Here is a 20,975-nt window from a genome sequence, read left to right as displayed (position 1 = left end):
GCTTATCCGCCGCGCCTTTGCGCTTGGTTAGCGAAGGCGTCGACCAAGCCGCGCATCCGCCCGCCCATGGTCAGCTCGACGCTGGCGATGGCCTCCATCCGGCGGCTCAGGCGCCCCACGGGACCGGCGCCCCGAGAACCGGCCAGGGCCATGACCCCGTCCAGCGAATGGGCGACGCGCCCGGCCATGGTCGCGGCCGTGGCCGTGCCTTCGCCGATCTGGACCTGGCTGAGGGCGTAGGCTCCCTTGTAGTGGTCGTGGCCGGGACCCAGGTCGTAGTGCTGCAGGCCCAGGCCCGGCATGGCGGCGATGGCGCGCATGAAGAAGATCTGGCCCGGCGACCACTCGCCATGGGCCGGATTGGTCGAGGCGATCCACGGGTGATAGACGCCGTCCAGCCGCACGCCGAAATGGCCGGCCACCAGCTGGCCGCCGGCATAGAGACTGATCATCAGCCCCTGGAACGGGCCTGTCCGCTTCTGGAACAGGTCCAGCATCAGCCCGCGGGTCCAGTCGGCGCGCAGGAAGTCGTGGACGCCGGTGCGTTCCAGCTGCTCGCGCTTCCAGGCGATCAACTGGTCGAAGGCCTCGCGGGAGGGGTCGGGGCCGACCAGGGTGACCGCGCCCACCTCGCGTTCCAGCTTGTTGTCCAGCCGGCGCCAGTTCTTGATCTTCTTGGGGCTGGCGGCGCGGACGGCCTCCAGATAGGCCTCGGCCTCGGTCTCGGCCAGGTCGATCACGTGGGCGACCCTGGTCTCGGTCCGCCCGAAAACGCCGTGAGGATCGACCAGGCCGGTGTAGCGATAGGCCGTCAGGTCGGCGGCGCGCAGCACCTCGGCGGCGGTCAGGCCGGCGTCGGGGCGCGAGACCAGGCCGTGATAGTCCGACAGCGGCGAGCCGATCGGTCGGGCCATGGCCCCGGGACGGCGGTGATGCGGCAGGAAGCCCAGAGTCTGGCCCCGCCGGCGGATCACGGCCACCCGGGCGTCCTCGCGCACGGCCCCGACGGCGCGCGCGAAGTCCGGACCCATCAGCGGGCTGCGGAACGCCGGCTGCGCCGCCGCCATGTCGCGCCAGGTCCGCAGCTCGGCCTCGTCCAGGGCCAGCGGGTGGAGGGTCTCGATATCCAGCATCGCCATATGTCCTAATCCGATCCGGTTAGGGAAAGATGTGGATCAGGATTGCAACCACCGGGCCACTTTGTATCGGCCCGATACGCTTCTCAGGCGAATGTGGCCTTCAGAATCTTTTCGAGGCCCTGTTGGTCGACGGCGTCGAACGCGGCCGGCTTGTCGGAGTCGACATCGAACACCGCCAGCAGGGTTCCGGAGGCGTCGAACACCGGCACGACGATCTCGCTTTGGGACCGGCTGTCGCAGGCGATGTGTCCCGGAAAGGCATGGACATCCGCGACCAGCTGGGTCTGGCCGGTCTCCGCGGCGGCTCCGCAGACCCCGCGCCCGAAGGCGATGCGCAGGCAGCCCAGGGTGCCCTGATAAGGGCCGACCACCAGTTCGCGGTCCTTGGCCGGATCGACCACGTAGAAGCCGGTCCAGAAATAATGGTCAAAGCTGCTGGCCAGCATCGAGGCGACGGTCGCCATGCGCGCCGTCAGGTTGGTCTCGCCGTCCAGCACGGCGGCGATCTCGTCGGCCACCTCGGCGTAGCGGGCGGCCTTGTCGCCGGCCAGGGTCTTGTCGTTGAAAGCTTCAGCCATGAGCGTGGATATAGCGCGTTCGGCGGGGGATGCGAGGGGGCGATCCCCTGGCGTCCCCCGCCGACGGCCGGTTGGCCCTAGTGCCCCGCAGCCGCCGCCGGCGCCGCGGCGCTGAGGGCGCGGAAGTCGATGTCGCTGTCGGCCACCAGGTAGATGAAGCTGGCCCACGCCGCGACGTTCTGGGCCAGTTCGTCCGGGCGCACCTTGTTGAGGGTGTCGTCCATGGTGTGGTGGTAGTCGAAGTAGCGGCTGGCGTCCTGATTCAGCGCCACCACCGGCACGCCGGACTCCTCCAGGCCTTCGATGTCGGCCCCGGCGTGGGCCGGCGGGGCGCGGTCGACATAGATCTTCAGGGCGGTCAGCACGCGGGCGGCGGTCTGCATGGCCGGGTGTCCCGCCGAACCCTTGGGGATCTGCAGGCTGTAGACGCGGTCGGCGCCGCTGTCGCTCTCGCCGGCCAGGACGATCTTGGGGACCTCGTCCTTGTGGGCGGCCAGATAGGCCTCCGACGAGCCGCCGCTCTCCTCCGAGCCGAACATCACCACGCGGATGGTGCGCTTGGGATGTTTGGGCAGGTCGCCGATCAGCTTGGCGGCGGCGGTGGTGATGGCCACGCCGGTGGCGTCGTCCAGGGCGCCGGTGCCGACGTCCCAGCTGTCCAGGTGGCCGCCGATGACGATCACCTCGTCGGGCTTTTCCGAGCCCTTGATCTCGCCCGAGATGTTCCAGGCCACGTCGGCCGGATCGACGGTCGAGGCCAGCTTCAGCTTGATGCGCAGCGGGCCCTTGGCGGCCAGGCGCTCCAGCTGCTCGGCCTCGGGCACGCCCAGGGCGGCCGAGGGGATCGAGACGACGCCGTCGCCGAAGGCGGTGACGCCGGTGTGCGGCACGGTGGAGTCCGAGGTCGAGATCGAGCGGATCAGCAGGCCGACGGCGCCGCGCTTGGCGGCCTCGACCGGACCGGTCCGGCGCGAGATCCCGGCCACGCCGTAGCCGGCCCCATCCTGGGCGCGGACCATCGGCTGGGTGATCACCACGATCTTGCCCTTCACGGCGCTTTCCGGGGCGGCGATCAGCTCGGCATAGGTCTTGAACAGCGCCACCTCGGCCTCGATCCCGCCCGCGGGGGTCGGCACGGTTCGGCCCAGGCCCACGATGCTCAGCTTCATCGGATAGGGGGCGACCAGCTCGGCGCTCTCCTCGCCGCGCGTCCACGACGGCTTGGCGAATTCCTCGACCTTGACGTTGGTGAAGCCCAGCGCCTTGAACTTGGCGACGCTCCAGTCCTTGGCGCGGGCCATGGCCGGCGAGCCGACCAGGCGCGGGCCGATGGTGGTGGTCAGGTCCTCGGTGACGTCCCAGGCGGTGCGGTCCAGCAGGGCCTTGTCGCGCAGGGCCTCGGCGGTCTTGACGTCCTGGGCGTGCGACGCCCCGACCATCAGGGCGGAAACGGCGGCGGCGGTCAGCAGGGTACGGAACAGGCGCATGAAATCTCCCTCGTTGGGGGTTTCATAGCACCGCTCCGCGCCCGGAATAGGCAACAACCGGATGAACTATCCGTAACCTTTGCGATGCGTGCGGTTCGGGCGCCGTGCGTCCTTCGAGGCTCGGCTACGCCTCGCACCTCAGGATGAGGATGTCAGCACAGAGGTCCTCATCCTGAGGCGCCCGCGCAGCGGGCCTCGAAGGACGCAAAGCGCCTCGAGCTACTCCGCCCGCCCGATGCGCTTGATTTCCCACTCCAGCTGGACGCCCGTCTTGGCCAGCACGTCGGCGCGGACGGTGTCGCCCAGGCCTTCCAGGTCGGCGGCGGTGGCTTCGCCGGTGTTGATCAGGAAGTTGCTGTGCAGCGGCGAGAACATCGCCCCGCCGTACGGGCGTCCGCGCCAGCCGGCCTCGTCGACCAGCTTCCACGACGAATGGCCCGGCGGGTTCTTGAACGTCGAGCCGCCGGTCTTCTCACGGATCGGCTGGGTGGTCTCGCGGCGCTCGGTGATGGCGCGCATGCGGGCCTTGATCTCCGAGGGCTCGTCGGCGGTCCCTTCGAAAATGGCGTCCAGCACGATCAGGTCCGCGCCCTGCAGGGCGCTGTGGCGGTAGGTGAAGTCGAACTGGTCGCCGCTGATCTCACGCACGTTCCCCTGGCGGTCCATGACCCGGGCCGAGCGGATGACGTTGACGGTCTCGGAGCCGTAGCAGCCGGCGTTCATCACCGCCGCGCCGCCGACCGTGCCGGGGATGCCGGCGTAGAACTCCAGCCCGGCGATACCGGCGTCCGCCGCCTTGCGGGCCAGGATGGCGTCGGGCACGGCGCTGCCGGCCTTGATGCGGTTGTCGCCCAAGGCCTCGACGGTGTTGAAGCCCTTGCCCAGCCGGATCACCACCCCGTCGACGCCGCCGTCGCGGACCAGCAGGTTGGAGCCCACCCCGATCGCCAGTACGAGCGCGGCCGGATCCAGGGCTTTCAGGAAATCGGCGAGGTCCTGCTCGTCGGCCGGCAGGAACACCACGTCGGCCGGACCGCCGACCCGGAACCAGGTGAACGGCGCCAGGGCCTCGTCGACCAGCAGCTTGCCGCGAACGGCGGGAAGGTTCTGCTTCCAGCTCATTGCGCGCGAGCCCCACCCGTCGGCTTCGCCGCCACCCTCCCCATAAAGGGGAGGGAAAGAGAAAACGCGTCTTCCCTCCCCTTTATGGGGAGGGTGGCCGAAGCGAAGCGAAGGTCGGGTGGGGTCACCGCCGCGCTCACTTCGCCAGCGCTTCCAGCTGCCCCGGCAGCGCATAGGCCCAGGACGTGATGTCCCCAGCCCCCAGCAGCACCACCAGGTCGCCCGACTGCGCCTCGGCGGCGACCAGGGCCGGCAGGGCGGCGGGGCTTTCCAGCGGCAGGGCGCGGCGGTGGCCGAACTTCTTGAGGCCCTCGACCAGGTGGTCGCGGTCGACGCCCTCGATCGGCTGCTCGCCGGCCGTGTAGACGTCGGCGACGATCACCGTGTCGGCGTCGTTGAAGCAGCTGCTGAACTCGGTCATCAGGTCGCGGAGGCGGGTGAAGCGGTGCGGCTGGACCACGGCGATCACCTTGCCCGTCGAGACCGCGCGGGCCGCCTTCAGCACGGCGGCGATCTCGACCGGGTGGTGGCCGTAGTCGTCGACGACGCGAATCCCGTTGGCCACGCCCGTGGTGGTGAAGCGGCGCTTGACCCCGCCGAACCCGGCCAGGCCGGCCCGGATGGCGTCGGCGTCGACCCCCAGTTCGCGGGCCACGGCCACGGCGGCGGTGGCGTTGAGCACGTTGTGATGCCCGGCCATCGGCATCTTCAGGCCCTCGTACCGGACTTGCTCGCCCGACAGCGGCGAGACGACGATGTCGAAGGTCGCCCCGTCCGGACCCATGCCGATGTTGCTGACCCGGACCTCGGCCTGGGGATTAGTCCCGTAGGTGACCAGCCGGCGGTTCTCGATCCGGGCGGTCAGGGCCTGGACTTCCGGATGGTCGGTGCAGACCGCCGCGAAGCCGTAGAACGGGATGTTCTCGACGAAGTCGCGGAAGCCCTTCTTGACCGCGTCGAAGTCGCCCCAGTGGTCCAGGTGCTCGGCGTCGATATTGGTGACGATGGCCACGGTGGACTTCAGCTTCAGGAACGAGCCGTCGCTCTCGTCGGCCTCGACCACGATCCAGTCGCCTTCGCCGACCTTGGCGTTGGTGCCGTAGGCGTTGATGATCCCGCCGTTGACCACGGTGGGGTCCAGCGCGCCGGCGTCCAGCAGGGCCGCGACCATCGAGGTGGTGGTGGTCTTGCCGTGCGTGCCGCCCACGGCCACCGAGAACTGCAATCTCATCAGCTCGGCCAGCATCTCGGCGCGGCGGACCAGCGGCAGGCGCTTGTCGCGGCCGGCGACCATCTCGGCGTTGTCGGCCTTGACCGCCGTCGAGTAGACGATGGCCGAGGCGCCGTCGACATTGGCCGCGTCGTGGCCGATGAAGATTCGCGCGCCCAGCTTTTCCAGCCGCTCGGTGTTGGCGCTGGCCTTGGCGTCGCTGCCCTGCACGGTGTAGCCGATGCGGATCATGATCTCGGCGATGCCGGACATGCCGATGCCGCCGATGCCGATGAAGTGCACGGGGCCGAGTTCGAAGGGGACGGGTCGTCGACGCTGGATCATCACAGCGGATTAGACGATCTCGGGCAGGGGTGGAACGGGGGATCGTGCAAAATGCACGACGTCCGGCCATCGCGCGCGAAATCCTCGTCCTGGTGGAGGCCGTTGGCTGGGGTTCCCGTAGCGACCCGCGCCGAGAAGGCCGTCAAGCTCAGCCGCCCGCTATCGCGACGGGCGCCGAACCCTGAGAATATGCGCGCCATCACCCAAGGTTATAAGTCCTCGTGGATAACTCAAGGTTGACTGTGTGCAATCCTACATGGAAGCTCACCGCGTCGATCCTTCCTTTCAACGAGGAGAATACGCGATGGTGAAGCTATCCGCCTGGAAGTCCCTGTGCCTCGGCGCCGCCGTAACGGCGCTGGCCAACGCCCCGGTTTTCGCGCCGCAGGCCCAGGCGCTGCCGCCCTGGTGCGTGCAATGGGCGTGGATGAACTGCGACCCGCTCTACGACCGCGGCACGCCGGAATGGCAGGAATGCTACGCGTTCTTCTATCAGGACTGCCTGAGCCAGACCCTGTCCAAGACCCCGGCCGGCCTGACCAAGACCAATTGCCTGGCGCCGCGCAGGGCGCAGCTCAAGGCGGTTTGACGAGCGGATCTTCGCCGTCGGCGCCGTCTGGCGTCGACGGTTGCTGGACGGTTACTGGGCGGTCGGCCGATCGCCACTTCCGCGACCGGCCTGGCGTCGCCCCTCGAAAGACGCGGGTCGCCGACCCTTACCAGTCAGTCCCCGGGGAGGGTGGGTCCGCCGCCCGTGCAGACGTAGATCGGTTCGGCGTCGTAGTACGGCGACGGAATATTGGCGCGGACGACGTAGACAAAGTCGCCCACGCGGCCGCAGCCCTGGTCGCTGACCTGTCCGAGGACCTGGGTCTTCGCTGCGTCGGCGTAGTAGGTGTAGGTGTAGGCGGTCAGCGGATCTTCGGCCATGGCGATCGGTGCGCCCAGGGCGACGTAGGCGGCCGCCGCCCCGGCGAAAACCGCCTTGATGCGGATGGTCATCGAAACTCTCCCATCTGAAAAGCGCGACAGGCGCGACCTGACCGTCCATCAGATCAAACCTCAAATCAATCCTGGGAAGTATTCTTTACGTTGCAATTTTTCGGAGTGGGAGGCCTGGCGGCTCCAGGCGCGAAGAGACCGGTGGTCCTACCCCGCCGTCTTCTCCACCAGGTCCGCCAGCTCCTCCGCCGCGTCCGGCTTGGCGACCGACCGCGCGCCCGCCGCCATCTTGGCCAGGCGCTCGGGGTCCTTGAGCAGCGCGTTCAGCGCGCCGGCCATGGCGTCGACGGTCAGTTCGTCCTCAAGGCAGACCGCCGCCGCGCCCGCCTCTTCCAGAAGCCTGGCGTTGAAGCGCTGGTGGTCGTCGGCGGCGATCTTCAGCGGCACCAGGATCGACGGGCGGCCGGCCACGGCCAACTCAGTGCAGGTCGAGGCCCCGGAACGGCCGATCACCAGGTGGGCCTGGCGCAGATAGCCGGCCATGTCGCGGAAGAAGGGGGCGACCTCGCACTCGACCATGGCGTTGCGATAGGTCTTGCGGGCGCCTTCCATGCTCTCGGCCCGGGCTTGCTGGAACACCTTCAGGCGGCCGCGCATGTCCTCGGGCAGCTTGGCGACCGCCTCGGGGATCAACTCGGACAGCAGGCGCGCGCCCTGGCTGCCGCCGGTGACCAGGATGCGCAACTGCACCTCGGGCGGCAGGTAGGGCACGTCGTACAGCGCCCGCACCGGCGGCCGCACGGGATTGCCGACCACGTGGGCCCGGGCCTTCACCGAGGGCTTGGCCCTCTGCAAGGTCGGGAAGGCGCAGGCGACCTCGTCGACCTTGGGCGCGAGATAGCGGTTCACGCGGCCCAGCACCGCGTTCTGCTCGTGGATCACGGTGGGCCGCTTCTGGGCCAGGGCGCCCAGCAGGGCGGGGAGGGCGGGATAACCGCCGAAGCCGACCACGACGGCGGGGTTCAGCCGCCTGAACGCGGCCTTGGCCTGGTTCACGCCTTGCCAGACAGCCAGGCCGGCCTTGGCCATGCCGATCGGGTCGCCGGCCTTGGCGGTGGCGGCGGAGAGGGCCAGGCGCTCCTGGGCCGGGAACTTGTCGGCGTAGAGCGCGCCGCGCTCGTCGGTGGCCAGCACAATGCGCCAGCCGCGGGCGGCCAGGGCCTCGGCCAGGGCCTGGGCGGGGAACAGGTGCCCGCCGGTTCCTCCGGCGGCGACGACGGCCAGCTTGCTCATTGTGGAAGGGCTCCGGTACGCGAGCGAATGACGGGCAAGGCGGCTCTCCTCGGGAGACTCCTAGGCCAGGCCCCCCGCCCGGTCGAACTCTCCCGCCCCGCCATAGGCCCCCGGACGCTTGCGCGTCAACGCCAGGGCCATGCCCAGGGTGAGGCCCATGGCCAGCATCGATGAGCCGCCATAGCTGATGAAGGGCAGGGTCATGCCCTTGGTCGGGATCATGTTCAGGTTCACGGCCACATTGATGAAGGCCTGCTGGCCCACCAGAACGAACAGGCCGGAAGCCGCCACCTGCTCGAAGGTGTCGGTCAGCTTCATGGCCTTGTACAGGCCGCGCACCACGACGAAGGCGAACAGGGTGATCAGGGCCAGGGAGAACACCAGGCCATACTCCTCGGCGGCGACCGAATAGATGAAGTCGGTGTGCAGGTCGGGGACGTGGCGTTTCATGACGCCCTCGCCCGGGCCGCGCCCGAACAGACCGCCGGCGTGGATCGCCTCGGCGGCGCGGGTGATCTGGTGGGTGTCGGCCTGGTCGGGGCTGAGGAACTTCTGCACCCGGGCGTGGACGTGGTCGAACAGGAAATAGGTCGACATCAGCCCGCCGACCGCCACGGCGCCAAGGCCCATGATCCACGAGATCGGCACCCCGGCCATCCAGAAGGCGGCCCCGAAGGCGATGGTGATCAGCACGGTCTGGCCGACGTCGGGCTGGACCAGCAGCAGGGCCACGGCGATGAAATAGAGGGCGAAGGCGATCGACACGCCCGGCACCCCCTCGCCCTTCTGCCCCTCGGCGAACATCCACGAGACCAGCACGATCAGCGCGGGCTTCATGAATTCCGAGGGCTGGAAGGTGAAGCCGCCGATCAGCAGCCATCGCGCCGCGCCCTTGGCGCTGTGGCCGATGAAGGGCAGGGCGGCCATCACCCCGATGGCGACGATGTAGATGAAGAACGCCGAGCGGCGGATACCCCGGGGGCTGAGCATCGACACCGACAGCACGATCATCGCCGCGCCCAGGCCGAAGACGCACTGGCGGACCGCGAAGTGGAACTGGTCGTCGATCCCGATCCGCGCGGCCGCGGCGGGGCTGGAGGCGAACGACAGCAGCACCCCGACCGTGACTAGCACCGCCGTGGCGCCCAGCAGCCAGTGGTCGGTCGTCCACCACCAGACGCCGAGCCGCGAGCGGTCGGTGCGGGCGAAGGCGTGGGTGGTCTGGAACGTCATGGCCGGAGGGTCGGAGTTTAGGGTTAATCGAGTGTTGTTGTGACGGTTGGAACGGGTGTGGCGAATGGACTCTGGTCAGTCCTTGCCGATGTTTTCGTAGCCGAGCGGAAACCAGATCCCGCGAACCAGGATGTTTCCCATGTTCGGACGCACATGGCCTTGGTCAAGCCCGTCCAGATCCTTCAAAACCACCATCTTGGCGACAGACAGATCTCCGAAGGCTTCCCGAACCAACCGCCGGGCGTCCTCGTCGTCGCGCGCCGTGACCCCTGCGCCAGAATTGAGCGGCGTCCGAGAATTCAGCGGCTCGAAGGTGAACCAGTAGGGATGCACGCCAAGCCCTCCAGGAAGGCGAGCAACTAGGCCCGCTTGGCCGCCGAAGCCGCCGGCGCCTTGCCCAGCCCCATGACCGCCGCGCGGAACGCCTCGCCCCGCTGCTCGAAGTCGGCGAACTGGTCGAACGAGGCGCAGGCGGGCGACAGCAGGACGATGGCCTCCTCGCCCGACGCCGCGGCGTCGGTGAAGGCGGCGGTCACGGCGGTCTCGATGTCGCCGCACTGGCGCATCGGGGCTTTGCCCTCCAACGTCCGGCCGAAGTCCTCGGCGGCCTGGCCGATCAGGTAGGCGCCGGCCACGCGCGGGAACAGGTCGGTTAGGTCGTCGATGCCCCCGGCCTTGGGCACGCCGCCGGCGATCCAGTAGAACCTGGGATAGGACGACATCGCCTGGCGGGCGGCGTCGGCGTTGGTGGCCTTGCTGTCGTTGACGAAGACGACCTTGCCGATCCTGCCGACCGTCTCCATCCGGTGGGCCAGGCCAGGGAAGGTCATCAGGCCGTCGACCGCCTGGTGCGGCGGGATGCCCAGGGCACGGGCGGCGGCATAGGCGGCCGCGGCGTTCTGCCAGTTGTGGCGGCCCGGCAAGCTTCTGGCGCGAAGAAGGTCGGCCATCTCGGTCACCCGCTCGCCGGTGGCGTCGTAGAGCACGCCCTGCAGGGCGTAGACGCCGCGGCCCATCGCCTTGCCGGCGCTGATCGGCCAGATGGTCCGGCGATTGGCGGCGGTGATCTCGGTGCAGATCTGCTGGCACCAGGGATCGTCGACCCCGATGATCGCCGTGTCGCCCTTGCCCTGGTTGAGGAAGATCCGGCGCTTGGCGGCGATGTAGCCGTCCATGCCGCCGTGGCGGTCCAGGTGGTCGGGCGAGATGTTCAGCAGCACGACGGCGTCGGGCTTGAGGCTCGAGGTCAGGTCCAGCTGGTAGGACGAAAGTTCAAGCACATAGACCGCCCCGCCGTGCATGTCCTCCAGGCCCAGCACGCCCTCGCCGATATTGCCGCCCACCCGGGTGTCGCGGCCGGCCTGGCGGCAAAGGTGGCCGATCAGGGCGGTCGTGGTCGACTTGCCGTTGGTGCCGGTGATGGCGACGATCTTGGGCTTCTTGTGCTCGGGCGCGGCGTTCACCGTGCGGGCGAACAACTCGATGTCGCCCAGCACCTCGACCCCGGCCGCCTTGGCCTTGGTCACCGTCCAGTGCGGCTTGGGATGGGTCAGCGGCACGCCCGGCGACAGCATCAGGGCGGCGAACCGGCTCCAGTCGGCGGTGGTCAGGTCGACCACGTTCAGGCCCTCGGCCGCCGCGGCCTCGCGGCTGGCGGGCTTCTCGTCCCACAGCGCCACCTTGGCCCCGCCGGCGATCAGCGCGCGCGCGGCCGTCAGCCCCGTCCGGCCAAGGCCGAACACGGCGACGGTCTTGCCCTCGAAACCGCGGACCGGGATCATGGCGCGCCCCTTCCTATCTCAGCTTCAGGGTGGCGAGGCCGACGAAGCTGAGCATCATCGCCACGATCCAGAACCGGACGACGACGGTGCTCTCGGCCCAGCCGAGTTTCTCGAAATGGTGGTGGATCGGCGCCATCAGGAAGATGCGCTTGCCGGTCTTCTTGAAGTAGGCGACCTGGATCATGACGCTCAGCGCCTCGGCCACGAACAGGCCGCCGACGATACCCAGCACCAGCTCATGCTTGGCGCAGACGGCGATCGAGCCCAGGGCCCCGCCCAGGGCCAGCGAGCCGGTGTCGCCCATGAAGATCTTGGCCGGCGGGGCGTTGTACCAGAGGAAGCCCATGCCGCCGCCGATGATCGCGCCGCACAACACGGCCAGCTCGCCGACGCTGGGCACGTAGTGCAGGTTCAGATAGTCGGCGAACTTCACGTTGCCGACCAGGTAGGCGATCAGGCCGAAGGTCGAGGCGGCGAACATCACCGGCACGATGGCCAAGCCGTCCAGGCCATCGGTCAGGTTCACGGCGTTGGAGAAGCCGGCGATCGTGATCGCGGCGAAGGCCACATAGAACCAGCCCAGATTGATCACCAGGTTCTTCAGGATCGGGAAGACCACCGAGGTCTCCAGGCCCAGCGTGGTCGGCGACTTGGGAGCGAAGATGATCAGCACAACGGCCGCCAGGATCGAGACGATGAACTGAGCGACCAGCTTCTGGCCGCTGGAGAGGCCGGCGGTCGTCTGCTTTGTCACCTTGGCGTAGTCGTCCATGAAGCCCAGCACGCCGAAGGCGGCGGTAATGCCCAGCACCACCCAGACGTGGACGTTCTTGAGGTCGCCGAACAGCAGCGAGCCGACGAACAGGCCGGCCAGGATCATGAAGCCGCCCATGGTGGGCGTGCCGGCCTTCTCGGTGACGTGGCGGGCGATGCCGTCGGTGCGGATCGGCTGACCCTTGCCCTGCTTGGCCTTCATCCAGCGGATGAAGCGCGAGCCCATGGCGACCGCCACGATATAGGCGGTCAGCATCGACATGCCGGTGCGGAAGGTCAGGTATTTCAGCAGGTTGAGGACCGGGACGTGCTCGTGCCCGCCGCGCGACAGCCACTCGTAGAGGAAATACAGCATCAGTCCTGTCCTTCGAGGTCGAGCGTGCCCAGGGCGGCGGCCACGGCCCCCGCCTTCGACCCGTTCGATCCCTTCACCATCACCACATCGCCCGCCCGCATCGCCGAAGCGACCTGGGGCGCGAGTTCGGCGGCGCTCTGGGCGTACGCGCCTCGCCGAGTCGGCGGAAGCGCTTCCCATAAAGATTTCATTAACGGTCCGGCGCAGAACACCAGGTCGATGCCGGCGGCCGCGATCGGGCTGGCTAGATCGCCGTGGAATCGGGCGCTTTGGGGGCCCAGCTCCAGCATGTCGGTGAGGACGACGATGCGCCGTCCGGCCACGTTGCGTGCGCCAAGGGTGGCCAGGGCGGCCTGCATCGACACCGGATTGGCGTTGTAGCTCTCGTCGACCAGGGTGAAGGTCCCGCCGGGGATCCGGACCATGCGCTCGGCGCCGCGGCCCTCGATCGGCTCGAACTCGGCCAGGGCGGCCAGGGCCGTCTCGCGGTCGACGTCCAGGGCCTCCAGCATCAAGAGCACGCACAGGCTGTTGAGGCCCCAGTGGACGCCGGTCTGCAGGATCGGGAAGTGGAGGGTCTCGCCGCGCACCACGGCGGTGACCTGGGCGCCCTGCGCGCCGGAAGCGAACACGGTCAGCTGGGCGGTGACGCCCTCGCCGGTGCCGAAGCTCCAGACCTGGGCGCCGGCCTTCTCGGCCTCGGCCTTCAGCAGGCCGAACCAGGGGTTGTCGGCGTTCAGCACGGCCACGCCGTTCGGCTCCAGCCCGGCGAAGATCTCGGCCTTGGCCCGGGCGACGCCCTCCTCGCCGTCGGCGAAGTTCTCCAGGTGGACGGGCCCGACGGTGGTGATGGCCACGGCGTGGGGCCGGATGAAGCCCGACAGCGGGGTGATCTCGTCGGCGTGGTTCATGCCGACCTCGAACACCGCGCGCTGGGTGTCGCGCGGCATCCGCGCCAGGGTCAGGGGCACGCCGATATGGTTGTTGTACGACTTGATCGAGGCATGGGCCTTGCCCGCGCGGCGCAGGCCCGCCTCGACGGCGCGGGTGACGCTGGTCTTGCCGACCGAGCCTGTCACCGCGCCGCGCCGTGCCTGGGGCGCGCGCTCGCGGGCGGCGACGCCCAGGCGCTCCAGCCCGCGGAAGGTGTCCTCGACCAGCACGGCCGGGATGGCCACGGGCCTGGAGATCAGCGCCCCGGCCGCGCCCTTGTCGGCGGTCTGGACGACGAACTCATGGCCGTCCCGCGCGCCGGTCAAGGCCACGAACAGGTCGCCGGGCTCCAGGCTGCGGCTGTCGATCGACACGCCGGTGGCCGCGAAGTCAGCCAGCACCTGGCCGCCCGTGGCGGCGGCGATCTCGTCGGCGGTCCAGAGGATCTCACGCATGGACGGCCTCCAGCGCCTGGGCCGTCTCGGTGACGTCGTCGAACGGATGATTGACGCCGGCCACCAGCTGGCCCTGCTCGTGGCCCTTGCCGGCCACCACCAGCACGTCGCCGTCGGCCAGCAGGGCCGCGCCGGCCCGGATGGCCTCGCGGCGGTCGCCATATTCCTTGGCTCCGGGCGCGGCGGCCAGGATGGCGGCGCGGATCGAAGCTGGCTCCTCGGAGCGGGGATTGTCGTCGGTGACGATGGCCACGTCGGCCAGGCGCGCGGCGATCTCGCCCATCAGCGGCCGCTTGCCCCGGTCGCGGTCGCCGCCGGCCCCGAACACAACGATCAGCTTGCCGCGCGTGTGGGGGCGCAGGGCGGCCAGCACCGTCTCCAGGCCGTCGGGGGTGTGGGCGTAGTCGACATAGGCCTCGCCGCCCCGCGCGCCGGTCCCGACCCGCTGCAGCCGGCCGGCCGCGCCTTCGAGGGTGGCCAGGGCGGCGATCACCGCCTCAAGGTCCTCGCCGGTGGCGACGCACAGGCCGGCCGCGACCAGCACGTTCGAGGCCTGGAAGTCGCCGGCCAGGGGCAGCAGCACCTCGAACGCGCGCCCCTGGGCGGCGATCTTCAGGCGCTGGCCTTCCGGTACGGGGATGCGCTCGACCAGCTTCAGCCCTTGCCCCTCGTGGCCGACGGTCAGCAGGGACTGGCCCGAGGTGACGGCGGCCGAGGCGAAGGCCGGGAAGGCGTCGCTGTCGGCGTTCAGAACGGCCGTGCTGGCGCGCGGCAGCAGGGTCTCGAGCAGCCGCAGCTTGGCCGCGCGGTAGCAGCCCATGGTGCCGTGATAGTCCAGGTGGTCCTGGGTGAAGTTGGTGAAGCCGGCGGCGGCCAGGCGCACACCGTCCAGGCGGCGCTGGTCGATGCCGTGCGACGAAGCCTCCACCGCCAGGTGGGTGACGCCCATGCTCGCCAGCCTGGCCATCATCTCGGCGACGTCGGCGGCGTCCGGCGTGGTCAGGCCCGGCGGCGTCAGCTGCAGGTCCGGCTTGCCCGCCTCGCCGACCACCACGCCCAGGGTGCCCATGCTGGCGGCCTTGCGGCCCAGGCGGGCGTAGATCTGGCGGCAGAAGCCGGCGACCGAGGTCTTGCCGTTGGTGCCGGTCACCGCCACGCAGGTCGCCGGCTGTTCGGCCCAGAACTGGGCGGCGGCCAGGGCGTAGACGCGGCGCAGGTCGCCGGCGTGGACCACCGGGACCGACAGGCCCTCGACATCGTCCGGCGCCAGGACAGCGGCCGCGCCGGACTCGATGGCCCCGGGGATGAACGTGCGACCGTCGACCTTGCTGCCGGGCAGGGCGGCGAACAGGAACCCTTCACGCACCTTGCGGCTGTCGGCGGTGACCCCGGTGATCACGGGGTCGGTCGCGCAAGGCCGGTTGAGGATCTGCGAAAGCGTCTTGCTCAAAGTCCCGCCTCCGGTGCGGCTTTCGGCTGCTGGGCGGCCACGGTGAAGATGTCGGTCTGGCGGCGGACGCCGAGGAACGGGGCGATGCGGTCGATGACCCGGCCGGCGGCCGGCGCGGACACCCAGCCGCCCGTCGAGAAGCCGTGGGTCTTGGCGTTGCCCTTGGGCTCGTCCAGCAGCACCAGCACGAAGTAGCGATCGGCCTCGAGCGCGCCCTCGGTGGGGAACACCGCCGCGAACGACGAGACCTGGCGCTGGTGGTTGTAGCCGCGGATCGCCGGGTCGTACTTCTCGCCGGTGCCGGTCTTGCCGCCCACCGACAGGCCGGGAATGTTGGCCGACTTGCCGCTGCCGCCGGTGACGTTGGCGCGCATGATTTGCAGCATCTGCTGCGAGGTCTCCTCCGAGATCGCGCGGGGCGCTTCCGGACGCACGCCCTGGGGCAGCTTGTGGATGGTCAGGGGCGGCAGCGTGCCGCCGTTCAGCAGCGCGCCCATCGCCTGGGCCAGGGCCAGCGGCGAGACATTGATGCCGTGGCCGAACGAGGTCGAGGCGACGGCGTCGTCGTCCCACTTCTTCGGGGTCAGAGGACGGGCCGATTCCAGCAGCTCCACCTTGGCCGGCCGGGTCAGGCCCAGGGCGTTGAAGTAGCGGCTCAGGCGCTCGCCGCCGATCCGCTCGGCCAGCATGGCGGTGCCGATGTTGGACGAGTGCTGGAACACCTCGACCAGGGTGAGGATCTTCCGCGCGGCGTGGAAGTCGTGGATCGTCCGGTAGCCCAGTTTGAAAGGCTCGCGGGCGTCGAAGGTCGAGGCCGGCGTCGCCGCGCCGGTGTCCAGGCCGATGGCCACGGTGAAGGCCTTGAAGGTCGAGCCCATCTCGTAGACCGATGCGGCCGCGTGGTTGGTCATCTGCTCGGCCGAGGCCTGGTTCAGCTGGTTGGGGTCGTAGTCCGGATAGCTGACCAGGCCGAGGATCTCGCCCGTATGGACGTTGGTGACGATGCCGACCGCGTCCTTGGCCTGGAACTCGATGGCGGCCTTGCGGACCTCGTCCTCCAGGGCGGCCTGGACGCGCAGGTCGATCGACAGCGGGATCGCGCCGTCGGGACCCTTGGCCGCGGCGTCGCGCACCGGCTTGTCCAGGGCCTTCTCGGCGCCGGAGAGGCCCTTGCCGCCCTTGTCGACGAAGCCGATGAAGTGCGCGGCGCTGGCGCCCAGCGGGTAGACCCGCGCGGCCTGCTCCTCGAACTCGACGCCGGGCAGGCCCAGGTCGAAGATGGCGTCCTTCTCGGCCGGGGTCATGCCGCCGACCAGGAAACCGCGGCGGTCGGCGAACACCACCTGGTCCAGGCGCTTGGCCGGCACCTGGGGCAAGGCCTTGGCCAGGGCCTTGCGCGTGGCCTTGGCGTCCCAGACGTCCTTGGGATTGATGTAGAGGGCGTAGTGGGTCAGGTCGACCGCCAGCAGCTGGCCGTTGCGGTCGACCAGATCGCCCCGCGCGCCGTCGGTCGAGGCCAGGTAGCCGTTGCCGCCGACCTTGGAGAACACCGCCGCCCAGGTGGCGCCCAGGGCCAGCACGGTGAAGGCCAGGCCGAAGATGGCCATGACGAAGAAGATGCGGATGCGGGTGTCGTCCTCGGGCCGAGCGGCGGCGCGCGAGCGCTCGAAGGCGTGCTCCAGCCGCCAGACCCGTTCGATCAGCCAGCGCCAGGCCGCGGGCGCGCCGCCGGGGGCGAGGTTGGCCAGGCTCATCGCGGCGCCTCCGTGGAGGACTGTTCGGGCGACGGATAGTCGTCGGGCGTCGACTCGGGGGCCTCGGCCGCCGCCGCGTCGGTGTTGGCCGCCGCCGTCGGCGAGGCCGGGGCGTGGGCGGCGGGCGCGTGGCGGGCCACGTCGATCAGGGCGTCCTCGGTGGTCTCGTGCTCGGGCTTGATCGGCGCCAACTGCAGCTGCTGGGCCAGTTGCTCGATGCGGCGCGGCTGCTCCAGATAGGCGACCTCGGCCTTGAGCAAGCGCACGCGCACCTTCTCGTCCTCGATCTGGCGCTCGACCTCGGCGATCTGGGCCCGCTCGCGGCCGGCGAAGGTCTTGGCCATGTAGACGCCCAGGACCAGCACCAGCAGGATGGTCAGACAGACCAGCTCGACGACCCGGAAACCCCGCACGCGGCGGTCGAACATGCTCGACAGGCTCATGCGGCGCTCCAGACCGGAGCCTGCGTACGCACGGCGGCGCGCAGCTTGGAGGAGCGGGCGCGAGGGTTGACGGCCAGCTCGGCCTCGCCCGGCGCGATCGCCTTGGACGAGATCAGCTGGAAGCTGGACGGGGCGCCGGCCTCGACCGGCGGCGCGTGGCGCGAGCCGCCGGGGGTGCGGCCGGCCCGTTCGGCCAGGAAATTCTTGACGATGCGGTCTTCCAGCGAATGGAAGGTGACCACCGCCAGCCGACCGCCCGGCTTGAGCACGCGCTCGGCGGCGGCCAGGCCGGCCTCCAGTTCCTCCAGCTCGGCGTTGACCGCGATCCGCAGGCCCTGGAACGAGCGGGTGGCCGGGTGGACCTTGGCGCCCTTGCGGCCGCCCAGGGCGCGCTCGATCACGTGGGCCAGGTCCAGGGTGCGCGTGAACGGACGCTCGGCCCGACGCTTGACGATGAAGCTGGCGATGCGGCGCGAGGCGTGCTCCTCGCCGTAGACATAGAGGATGCGGGCCAGCTCGACCGGGTCCAGTTCGTTGACGAGGTCGGCGGCGGTCGGGCCGTCGGCGCCCATGCGCATGTCCAGGGGACCGTCTCGCATGAAGGAAAAGCCGCGCTCAGCCTCGTCGAGCTGCATGGAAGACACGCCAAGATCCAGGGTTACGCCGTCCGCCGACGCATCCTCCAGATACGCGGTGATTTGCGAGAACCGGTCCTGAATCAGCCGAAAGCGACCATCCGCCGCGGAAAACTCAGCGGCGAAGCGCTGCACCGTCGGGTCGCGGTCGAAGGCGATCACCGAGGCGCCGGTCGCTAGGATCGCGCGGGTGTAGCCGCCGGCCCCGAAGGTGCCGTCCACGACGATATCGCCCGGTCCGGCGGCCAGGGCCGAGACCACCTCGTCGAGCAGGACCGAGACGTGCGGCGCGCCGGGCTCCTGAAGGGTTTCGAGCTCGCTCACGCCGCGCCCCCGATCCGGGCGACGCGCTGCTGGGCGCGCATCGCGGCCAGGCCGTCGCGGGCCAGTTCGCGCTGGGCGGCGCGGTGGGCCTGGAAGGCCTCGCGCGACCAGATCTGGAACCGCTCGCCCAGGCCGACCACCGCGACCCAGTCGGTCAGGCCGAACATCTCGCACAGGGTGTCGGGCAGGGTGATCCGGCCGGCGGTGTCGAACGACAGCCGCGCCATGCCGCCCAGCACGCTGGTCTCCAGCGCCGAGCGCAGCGGATCGCCGAACGGCAGCTCGTCGATCACGCTCTGATAGCGGTCGAACAGGCTTTTCCCGCCGGCTTCCAGGCAGTCGGCCTCGATGGAGGGGAAGCAGAAGATCCCGTCGAACGGGCCCGAGAGCGCGGCGCGGAAGTCCTGCGGCACGACGATGCGCCGCTTGCTGTCCAGCTGCTTCTCGAACGTCGAGAGAAACACCTCGCTACCCCTGTTAAAGCCCGCCACGGGACGCCTGCCGCGATCGCCCCGACAGCAGATGGGTTAACATGGGATTGATTGGGATACAATGACACCAACGGCCGTTTGACCGTCAAAACAAGGGTGTCTGGAAGCTCTTTCACAGAGCTCGTGAATCTATCCACAGAACATACATAGAACTTGTTAATAATTAGCGAGGGCTAGACTCTGCGAAACGCCTTGTGGGCAACGGCGCGCCTGGTTGGGCTGTCGGCGTCGAGGGAGAGGCGGGGCTGAAACCCGCTCTTTACGCGCCCGAATGGGGGTGAAATGGACCAGAGGGTCTGTAAGCCGGGTTCTGTCTACGGCTGCCATGCCCCGAAGGCAGGACAGCCGCGAGACGGCCATTCCTCTGGACCGCCCATTGCTGGACGGTTCTCGCGACCTACCCGGACCCTCTCGGCCAGTGACGGCCTATCCGACGCGAGGCCGGCGCGGGGTCCCTATTCGGTCTTGCTCCAGGCGGGGCTTGCCATGCCGTCCCTGTTGCCAGGTCCGCGGTGGGCTCTTACCCCACCCTTTCACCCTTCCCGCCCCGAAGGGAGGAGGTTTGCTTTCTGTGGCGCTATCCCTGGGATCGCTCCCGGCGGGCGTTACCCGCCGCCTTGTCACCGTGGAGCCCGGACTTTCCTCGACATCCAAGGATGCCGCGGCCGCCCGACCATCTGGTCCGGGGCCTAAGTGACGCCCGCGGGGCGCGGGGTCAAGTCATGGTGTCACGAGGCGCGGCCTCGCACCGCCAGCAGGCCGCCTAGCCAGCAGAGGATCGGGCCGCTGAGCGCAAGGGCGATCGGATACCAGCGCGGCCCCAGGTCGAGGTTCCAGGTGGCGATCACCCCCGCCGTGCCGGCGATCAGGCCCAGCAGGCCCAGGACGCCGGCATGACGCAGCGGCGCGTTCGGCGCCAGCCTGGCGGCGATCCAGCCGCCCAGCAGGGTGAAGACGCTGCGATAGGCCACGGCCAGCAGGGCGAGCAGCGGATCGTGCAAGCCTTGCTCGGTCGGCGGATAGACCTTGGCCGCGTGCAGGACGGCGTCGGTGGCGGTCGACAGCGCCACCACGGCCGCGAAACCGGCGACCACGGCGACGAGGCTCCGGCCGAGCCGGCGGGGAGGGGCGCTCTGGAAAGGCGCGCTCTGGGCGAGATTGGTCATAAAGGGTCTCCTTCGGAGGTTCCGGCGGGACGACGGCAAGGCCGTGGCCCGCCACTGCGACCTTGTCTGTCTTGGTGCGTCAGACGGTTTTGAGCAGGGCGTCGAGGTTGGCGTAGCCCATCTCCATGCCTTCGGTCATGCCGGACCGCAGGGCCGCGTCGCGCGCGGCCGTCGAGCTGTAGGCGACCGTCGTGGTCAGGGTGGTGCGGCCGTCGCGCTCGGCCAGGGTCATGGTCGCCACGGTCTCGCCGCCGGTCCAGTCCTCGTCGAACAACTCGTTGCTGACGATGCGCTCGGGCCGGCTGATCTCGCGATAGATCCCGCCCATGCCCATGTCCTGGCCCTCGGTATTGCGCCAGACATAGCGGTACTTGCCGCCGACCCGCAGGTCGATCTCGCACACCGGCATGGTCCAGCCGGGAGGGCCGGTCATCCAGCGCTTCACCAGGTCGGGCGTGGTAATGCAGTTGAACACCAGGTCGCGGGGCGCGTCGAAGGCGCGGGTGATCACGATCTTCAGGTCGTCGGGCGTGTCGACGGTCAGCTTGCTGGGCATGGACAGTTCCTCTTCCGGGTTGGCGGGCGCTTCAGCGCCCCTGGGTGGTTTTCAGTTCGTCGAGCAGGGCGTCCAGACGCTGGAAATTGGCCTCCAGGGTCTGTCGGTAAGCCTCGAGCCAGGCGCTGGCCTCGGCCAGGGGCTGGGCCTCGACCCGCACCGGACGGCGCTGGGCGTCACGGCCCCGCGAGACCAGGCCGGCCTTCTCCAGCACCTTCAGGTGCTTGGAGATCGCCGGCTGGCTCATGGCGAACGGTGCGGCCAGTTCGCCGACCGAGGCCTCTCCCGTCGCCAGCCGCGCCAGGATGGCGCGCCGGGTCGGATCGGCCAGGGCGGCGAAGGTGGCGTCGAGCCCTGCGGGGTTTCCATAACTCATCAGTTCCATAACTAAATGATTATATTCGATCGAGCCGGGTGTCAAGCTCCGCCAAAATGTCGCGGCGCCGGTATGGTTAATGGGGCGTTAGGACTCAGTCGCCATTTCTCGCAGACGGCCTAGCTGGGCCGCG

Annotated in this window: 21 protein-coding genes, 1 other RNA gene and 1 pseudogene; 2 read left to right on the top strand and 21 right to left on the bottom strand. The window is 69.5% G+C overall.

The window, feature by feature from the left end:
• Nucleotides 1-2: 2 nt before the first annotated feature.
• From ASD47_RS17320 to ASD47_RS17310, 3 genes are all read right to left on the bottom strand, one after another.
• Nucleotides 3-1,133, bottom strand: coding sequence for a GNAT family N-acetyltransferase (locus tag ASD47_RS17320; protein ID WP_056759251.1), 1,131 nt, complete (start codon nt 1,131-1,133; stop codon nt 3-5).
• Nucleotides 1,134-1,222: 89 nt separating this feature from the next.
• A complete protein-coding gene (locus ASD47_RS17315; protein ID WP_056759250.1) occupies nt 1,223-1,717 on the bottom strand; it encodes a GAF domain-containing protein in 495 nt (164 codons plus the stop codon).
• A gap of 77 nt (nt 1,718-1,794) precedes the next feature.
• Nucleotides 1,795-3,204: a M20/M25/M40 family metallo-hydrolase gene (locus ASD47_RS17310; protein ID WP_056759248.1), complete on the bottom strand. Its 1,410-nt coding sequence runs from the start codon at nt 3,202-3,204 to the stop codon at nt 1,795-1,797.
• Nucleotides 3,205-3,292: 88 nt separating this feature from the next.
• Here ASD47_RS17310 and ASD47_RS27040 point away from each other — a divergent pair.
• Nucleotides 3,293-3,420: pseudogene (locus ASD47_RS27040) on the top strand (hypothetical protein); the annotation flags it as partial.
• Nucleotides 3,421-3,423: 3 nt separating this feature from the next.
• Here the strand turns inward: ASD47_RS27040 and murB are convergent.
• Nucleotides 3,424-4,326: a UDP-N-acetylmuramate dehydrogenase gene (gene murB / locus ASD47_RS17305; protein WP_056759247.1), complete on the bottom strand. Its 903-nt coding sequence runs from the start codon at nt 4,324-4,326 to the stop codon at nt 3,424-3,426.
• A gap of 136 nt (nt 4,327-4,462) precedes the next feature.
• Complete coding sequence (gene murC / locus ASD47_RS17300; RefSeq protein ID WP_056759244.1) at nt 4,463-5,881, bottom strand: UDP-N-acetylmuramate--L-alanine ligase; 1,419 nt, start codon at nt 5,879-5,881, stop codon at nt 4,463-4,465.
• 304 nt (nt 5,882-6,185) lie between these two features.
• On the opposite strand from murC, the gene ASD47_RS17295 reads away from it, so the two are divergent.
• On the top strand, nt 6,186-6,470 hold the full coding sequence (locus ASD47_RS17295; protein WP_056759242.1) for a hypothetical protein: 285 nt from the start codon (nt 6,186-6,188) through the stop codon (nt 6,468-6,470).
• Between the two features lie 134 nt (nt 6,471-6,604).
• Here ASD47_RS17295 and ASD47_RS17290 read toward each other — a convergent pair whose 3' ends face one another.
• The 16 genes from ASD47_RS17290 to ASD47_RS17220 form a co-directional block, all read right to left on the bottom strand.
• Nucleotides 6,605-6,883, bottom strand: coding sequence for a hypothetical protein (locus ASD47_RS17290; RefSeq protein WP_056759240.1), 279 nt, complete (start codon nt 6,881-6,883; stop codon nt 6,605-6,607).
• A gap of 147 nt (nt 6,884-7,030) precedes the next feature.
• Nucleotides 7,031-8,116: an undecaprenyldiphospho-muramoylpentapeptide beta-N-acetylglucosaminyltransferase gene (gene murG / locus ASD47_RS17285; protein WP_056759238.1), complete on the bottom strand. Its 1,086-nt coding sequence runs from the start codon at nt 8,114-8,116 to the stop codon at nt 7,031-7,033.
• A gap of 60 nt (nt 8,117-8,176) precedes the next feature.
• Nucleotides 8,177-9,349, bottom strand: coding sequence for a putative lipid II flippase FtsW (gene ftsW, locus ASD47_RS17280; RefSeq protein WP_056759236.1), 1,173 nt, complete (start codon nt 9,347-9,349; stop codon nt 8,177-8,179).
• Nucleotides 9,350-9,424: 75 nt separating this feature from the next.
• Nucleotides 9,425-9,682 (bottom strand): hypothetical protein, encoded by a 258-nt coding sequence (locus ASD47_RS17275; protein ID WP_056759234.1) that lies wholly within the window; start codon nt 9,680-9,682, stop codon nt 9,425-9,427.
• A gap of 26 nt (nt 9,683-9,708) precedes the next feature.
• Entirely contained in the window at nt 9,709-11,130 is a 1,422-nt protein-coding gene (gene murD / locus ASD47_RS17270; RefSeq protein WP_056759232.1) for a UDP-N-acetylmuramoyl-L-alanine--D-glutamate ligase, read from the bottom strand.
• Nucleotides 11,131-11,143: 13 nt separating this feature from the next.
• Nucleotides 11,144-12,259, bottom strand: a complete 1,116-nt coding sequence (gene mraY / locus ASD47_RS17265) for a phospho-N-acetylmuramoyl-pentapeptide-transferase (protein ID WP_056759231.1) — start codon at nt 12,257-12,259, stop codon at nt 11,144-11,146.
• Nucleotides 12,259-13,647, bottom strand: coding sequence for a UDP-N-acetylmuramoyl-tripeptide--D-alanyl-D-alanine ligase (murF, locus tag ASD47_RS17260; protein WP_056759229.1), 1,389 nt, complete (start codon nt 13,645-13,647; stop codon nt 12,259-12,261). Before murF ends, mraY begins: the two co-directional genes overlap by 1 nt.
• Entirely contained in the window at nt 13,640-15,097 is a 1,458-nt protein-coding gene (locus ASD47_RS17255; protein ID WP_056759227.1) for a UDP-N-acetylmuramoyl-L-alanyl-D-glutamate--2,6-diaminopimelate ligase, read from the bottom strand. Before ASD47_RS17255 ends, murF begins: the two co-directional genes overlap by 8 nt.
• A complete protein-coding gene (locus ASD47_RS17250; RefSeq protein WP_056759226.1) occupies nt 15,094-16,851 on the bottom strand; it encodes a penicillin-binding protein 2 in 1,758 nt (585 codons plus the stop codon). The genes ASD47_RS17255 and ASD47_RS17250 overlap by 4 nt, the downstream gene beginning before the upstream one ends.
• On the bottom strand, nt 16,848-17,294 hold the full coding sequence (locus ASD47_RS17245) for a hypothetical protein (protein ID WP_056759224.1): 447 nt from the start codon (nt 17,292-17,294) through the stop codon (nt 16,848-16,850). The genes ASD47_RS17250 and ASD47_RS17245 overlap by 4 nt, the downstream gene beginning before the upstream one ends.
• Nucleotides 17,291-18,253: a 16S rRNA (cytosine(1402)-N(4))-methyltransferase RsmH gene (gene rsmH / locus ASD47_RS17240; RefSeq protein WP_056759223.1), complete on the bottom strand. Its 963-nt coding sequence runs from the start codon at nt 18,251-18,253 to the stop codon at nt 17,291-17,293. The genes ASD47_RS17245 and rsmH overlap by 4 nt, the downstream gene beginning before the upstream one ends.
• Nucleotides 18,250-18,717, bottom strand: coding sequence for a division/cell wall cluster transcriptional repressor MraZ (locus ASD47_RS17235; RefSeq protein ID WP_056759221.1), 468 nt, complete (start codon nt 18,715-18,717; stop codon nt 18,250-18,252). Before ASD47_RS17235 ends, rsmH begins: the two co-directional genes overlap by 4 nt.
• A gap of 310 nt (nt 18,718-19,027) precedes the next feature.
• Nucleotides 19,028-19,425, bottom strand: an RNA gene (gene rnpB / locus ASD47_RS17405) — RNase P RNA component class A.
• A 47-nt stretch (nt 19,426-19,472) separates the two neighbouring features.
• Complete coding sequence (locus tag ASD47_RS17230; protein ID WP_056759219.1) at nt 19,473-19,910, bottom strand: hypothetical protein; 438 nt, start codon at nt 19,908-19,910, stop codon at nt 19,473-19,475.
• 79 nt (nt 19,911-19,989) lie between these two features.
• On the bottom strand, nt 19,990-20,466 hold the full coding sequence (locus ASD47_RS17225) for an SRPBCC family protein (protein ID WP_056759217.1): 477 nt from the start codon (nt 20,464-20,466) through the stop codon (nt 19,990-19,992).
• Nucleotides 20,467-20,497: 31 nt separating this feature from the next.
• The gene (locus ASD47_RS17220) at nt 20,498-20,842 is read right to left on the bottom strand and encodes a helix-turn-helix transcriptional regulator (protein ID WP_056759286.1); all 345 of its coding nucleotides are present in this window, start codon (nt 20,840-20,842) and stop codon (nt 20,498-20,500) included.
• Between the last annotated feature and the right edge of the window lie 133 nt (nt 20,843-20,975).

The organism is Caulobacter sp. Root1472 (genome assembly GCF_001426985.1).
Classification (GTDB): domain Bacteria; phylum Pseudomonadota; class Alphaproteobacteria; order Caulobacterales; family Caulobacteraceae; genus Caulobacter; species Caulobacter rhizosphaerae.
The sequence above is the reverse complement of the archived record's forward strand: the minus strand, read 5'-3'. Positions and strand labels throughout refer to the sequence as shown.

Coding starts and splice junctions, on each gene's coding strand:
- murD (WP_056759232.1), bottom strand. CDS start 11,130: ATGATCCCGGTCCGCGGTTTCGAGGGCAAGACCGTCGCCGTGTTCGGC.
- ASD47_RS17245 (WP_056759224.1), bottom strand. CDS start 17,294: ATGAGCCTGTCGAGCATGTTCGACCGCCGCGTGCGGGGTTTCCGGGTC.
- ASD47_RS17230 (WP_056759219.1), bottom strand. CDS start 19,910: ATGACCAATCTCGCCCAGAGCGCGCCTTTCCAGAGCGCCCCTCCCCGC.
- ASD47_RS17315 (WP_056759250.1), bottom strand. CDS start 1,717: ATGGCTGAAGCTTTCAACGACAAGACCCTGGCCGGCGACAAGGCCGCC.
- murC (WP_056759244.1), bottom strand. CDS start 5,881: ATGATCCAGCGTCGACGACCCGTCCCCTTCGAACTCGGCCCCGTGCAC.
- ASD47_RS17290 (WP_056759240.1), bottom strand. CDS start 6,883: ATGACCATCCGCATCAAGGCGGTTTTCGCCGGGGCGGCGGCCGCCTAC.
- ASD47_RS17320 (WP_056759251.1), bottom strand. CDS start 1,133: ATGCTGGATATCGAGACCCTCCACCCGCTGGCCCTGGACGAGGCCGAG.
- ASD47_RS17310 (WP_056759248.1), bottom strand. CDS start 3,204: ATGCGCCTGTTCCGTACCCTGCTGACCGCCGCCGCCGTTTCCGCCCTG.
- mraY (WP_056759231.1), bottom strand. CDS start 12,259: ATGCTGTATTTCCTCTACGAGTGGCTGTCGCGCGGCGGGCACGAGCAC.
- murG (WP_056759238.1), bottom strand. CDS start 8,116: ATGAGCAAGCTGGCCGTCGTCGCCGCCGGAGGAACCGGCGGGCACCTG.
- ftsW (WP_056759236.1), bottom strand. CDS start 9,349: ATGACGTTCCAGACCACCCACGCCTTCGCCCGCACCGACCGCTCGCGG.
- murF (WP_056759229.1), bottom strand. CDS start 13,647: ATGCGTGAGATCCTCTGGACCGCCGACGAGATCGCCGCCGCCACGGGC.
- ASD47_RS17295 (WP_056759242.1), top strand. CDS start 6,186: ATGGTGAAGCTATCCGCCTGGAAGTCCCTGTGCCTCGGCGCCGCCGTA.
- murB (WP_056759247.1), bottom strand. CDS start 4,326: ATGAGCTGGAAGCAGAACCTTCCCGCCGTTCGCGGCAAGCTGCTGGTC.
- ASD47_RS17250 (WP_056759226.1), bottom strand. CDS start 16,851: ATGAGCCTGGCCAACCTCGCCCCCGGCGGCGCGCCCGCGGCCTGGCGC.
- ASD47_RS17220 (WP_056759286.1), bottom strand. CDS start 20,842: ATGAGTTATGGAAACCCCGCAGGGCTCGACGCCACCTTCGCCGCCCTG.
- ASD47_RS17225 (WP_056759217.1), bottom strand. CDS start 20,466: ATGCCCAGCAAGCTGACCGTCGACACGCCCGACGACCTGAAGATCGTG.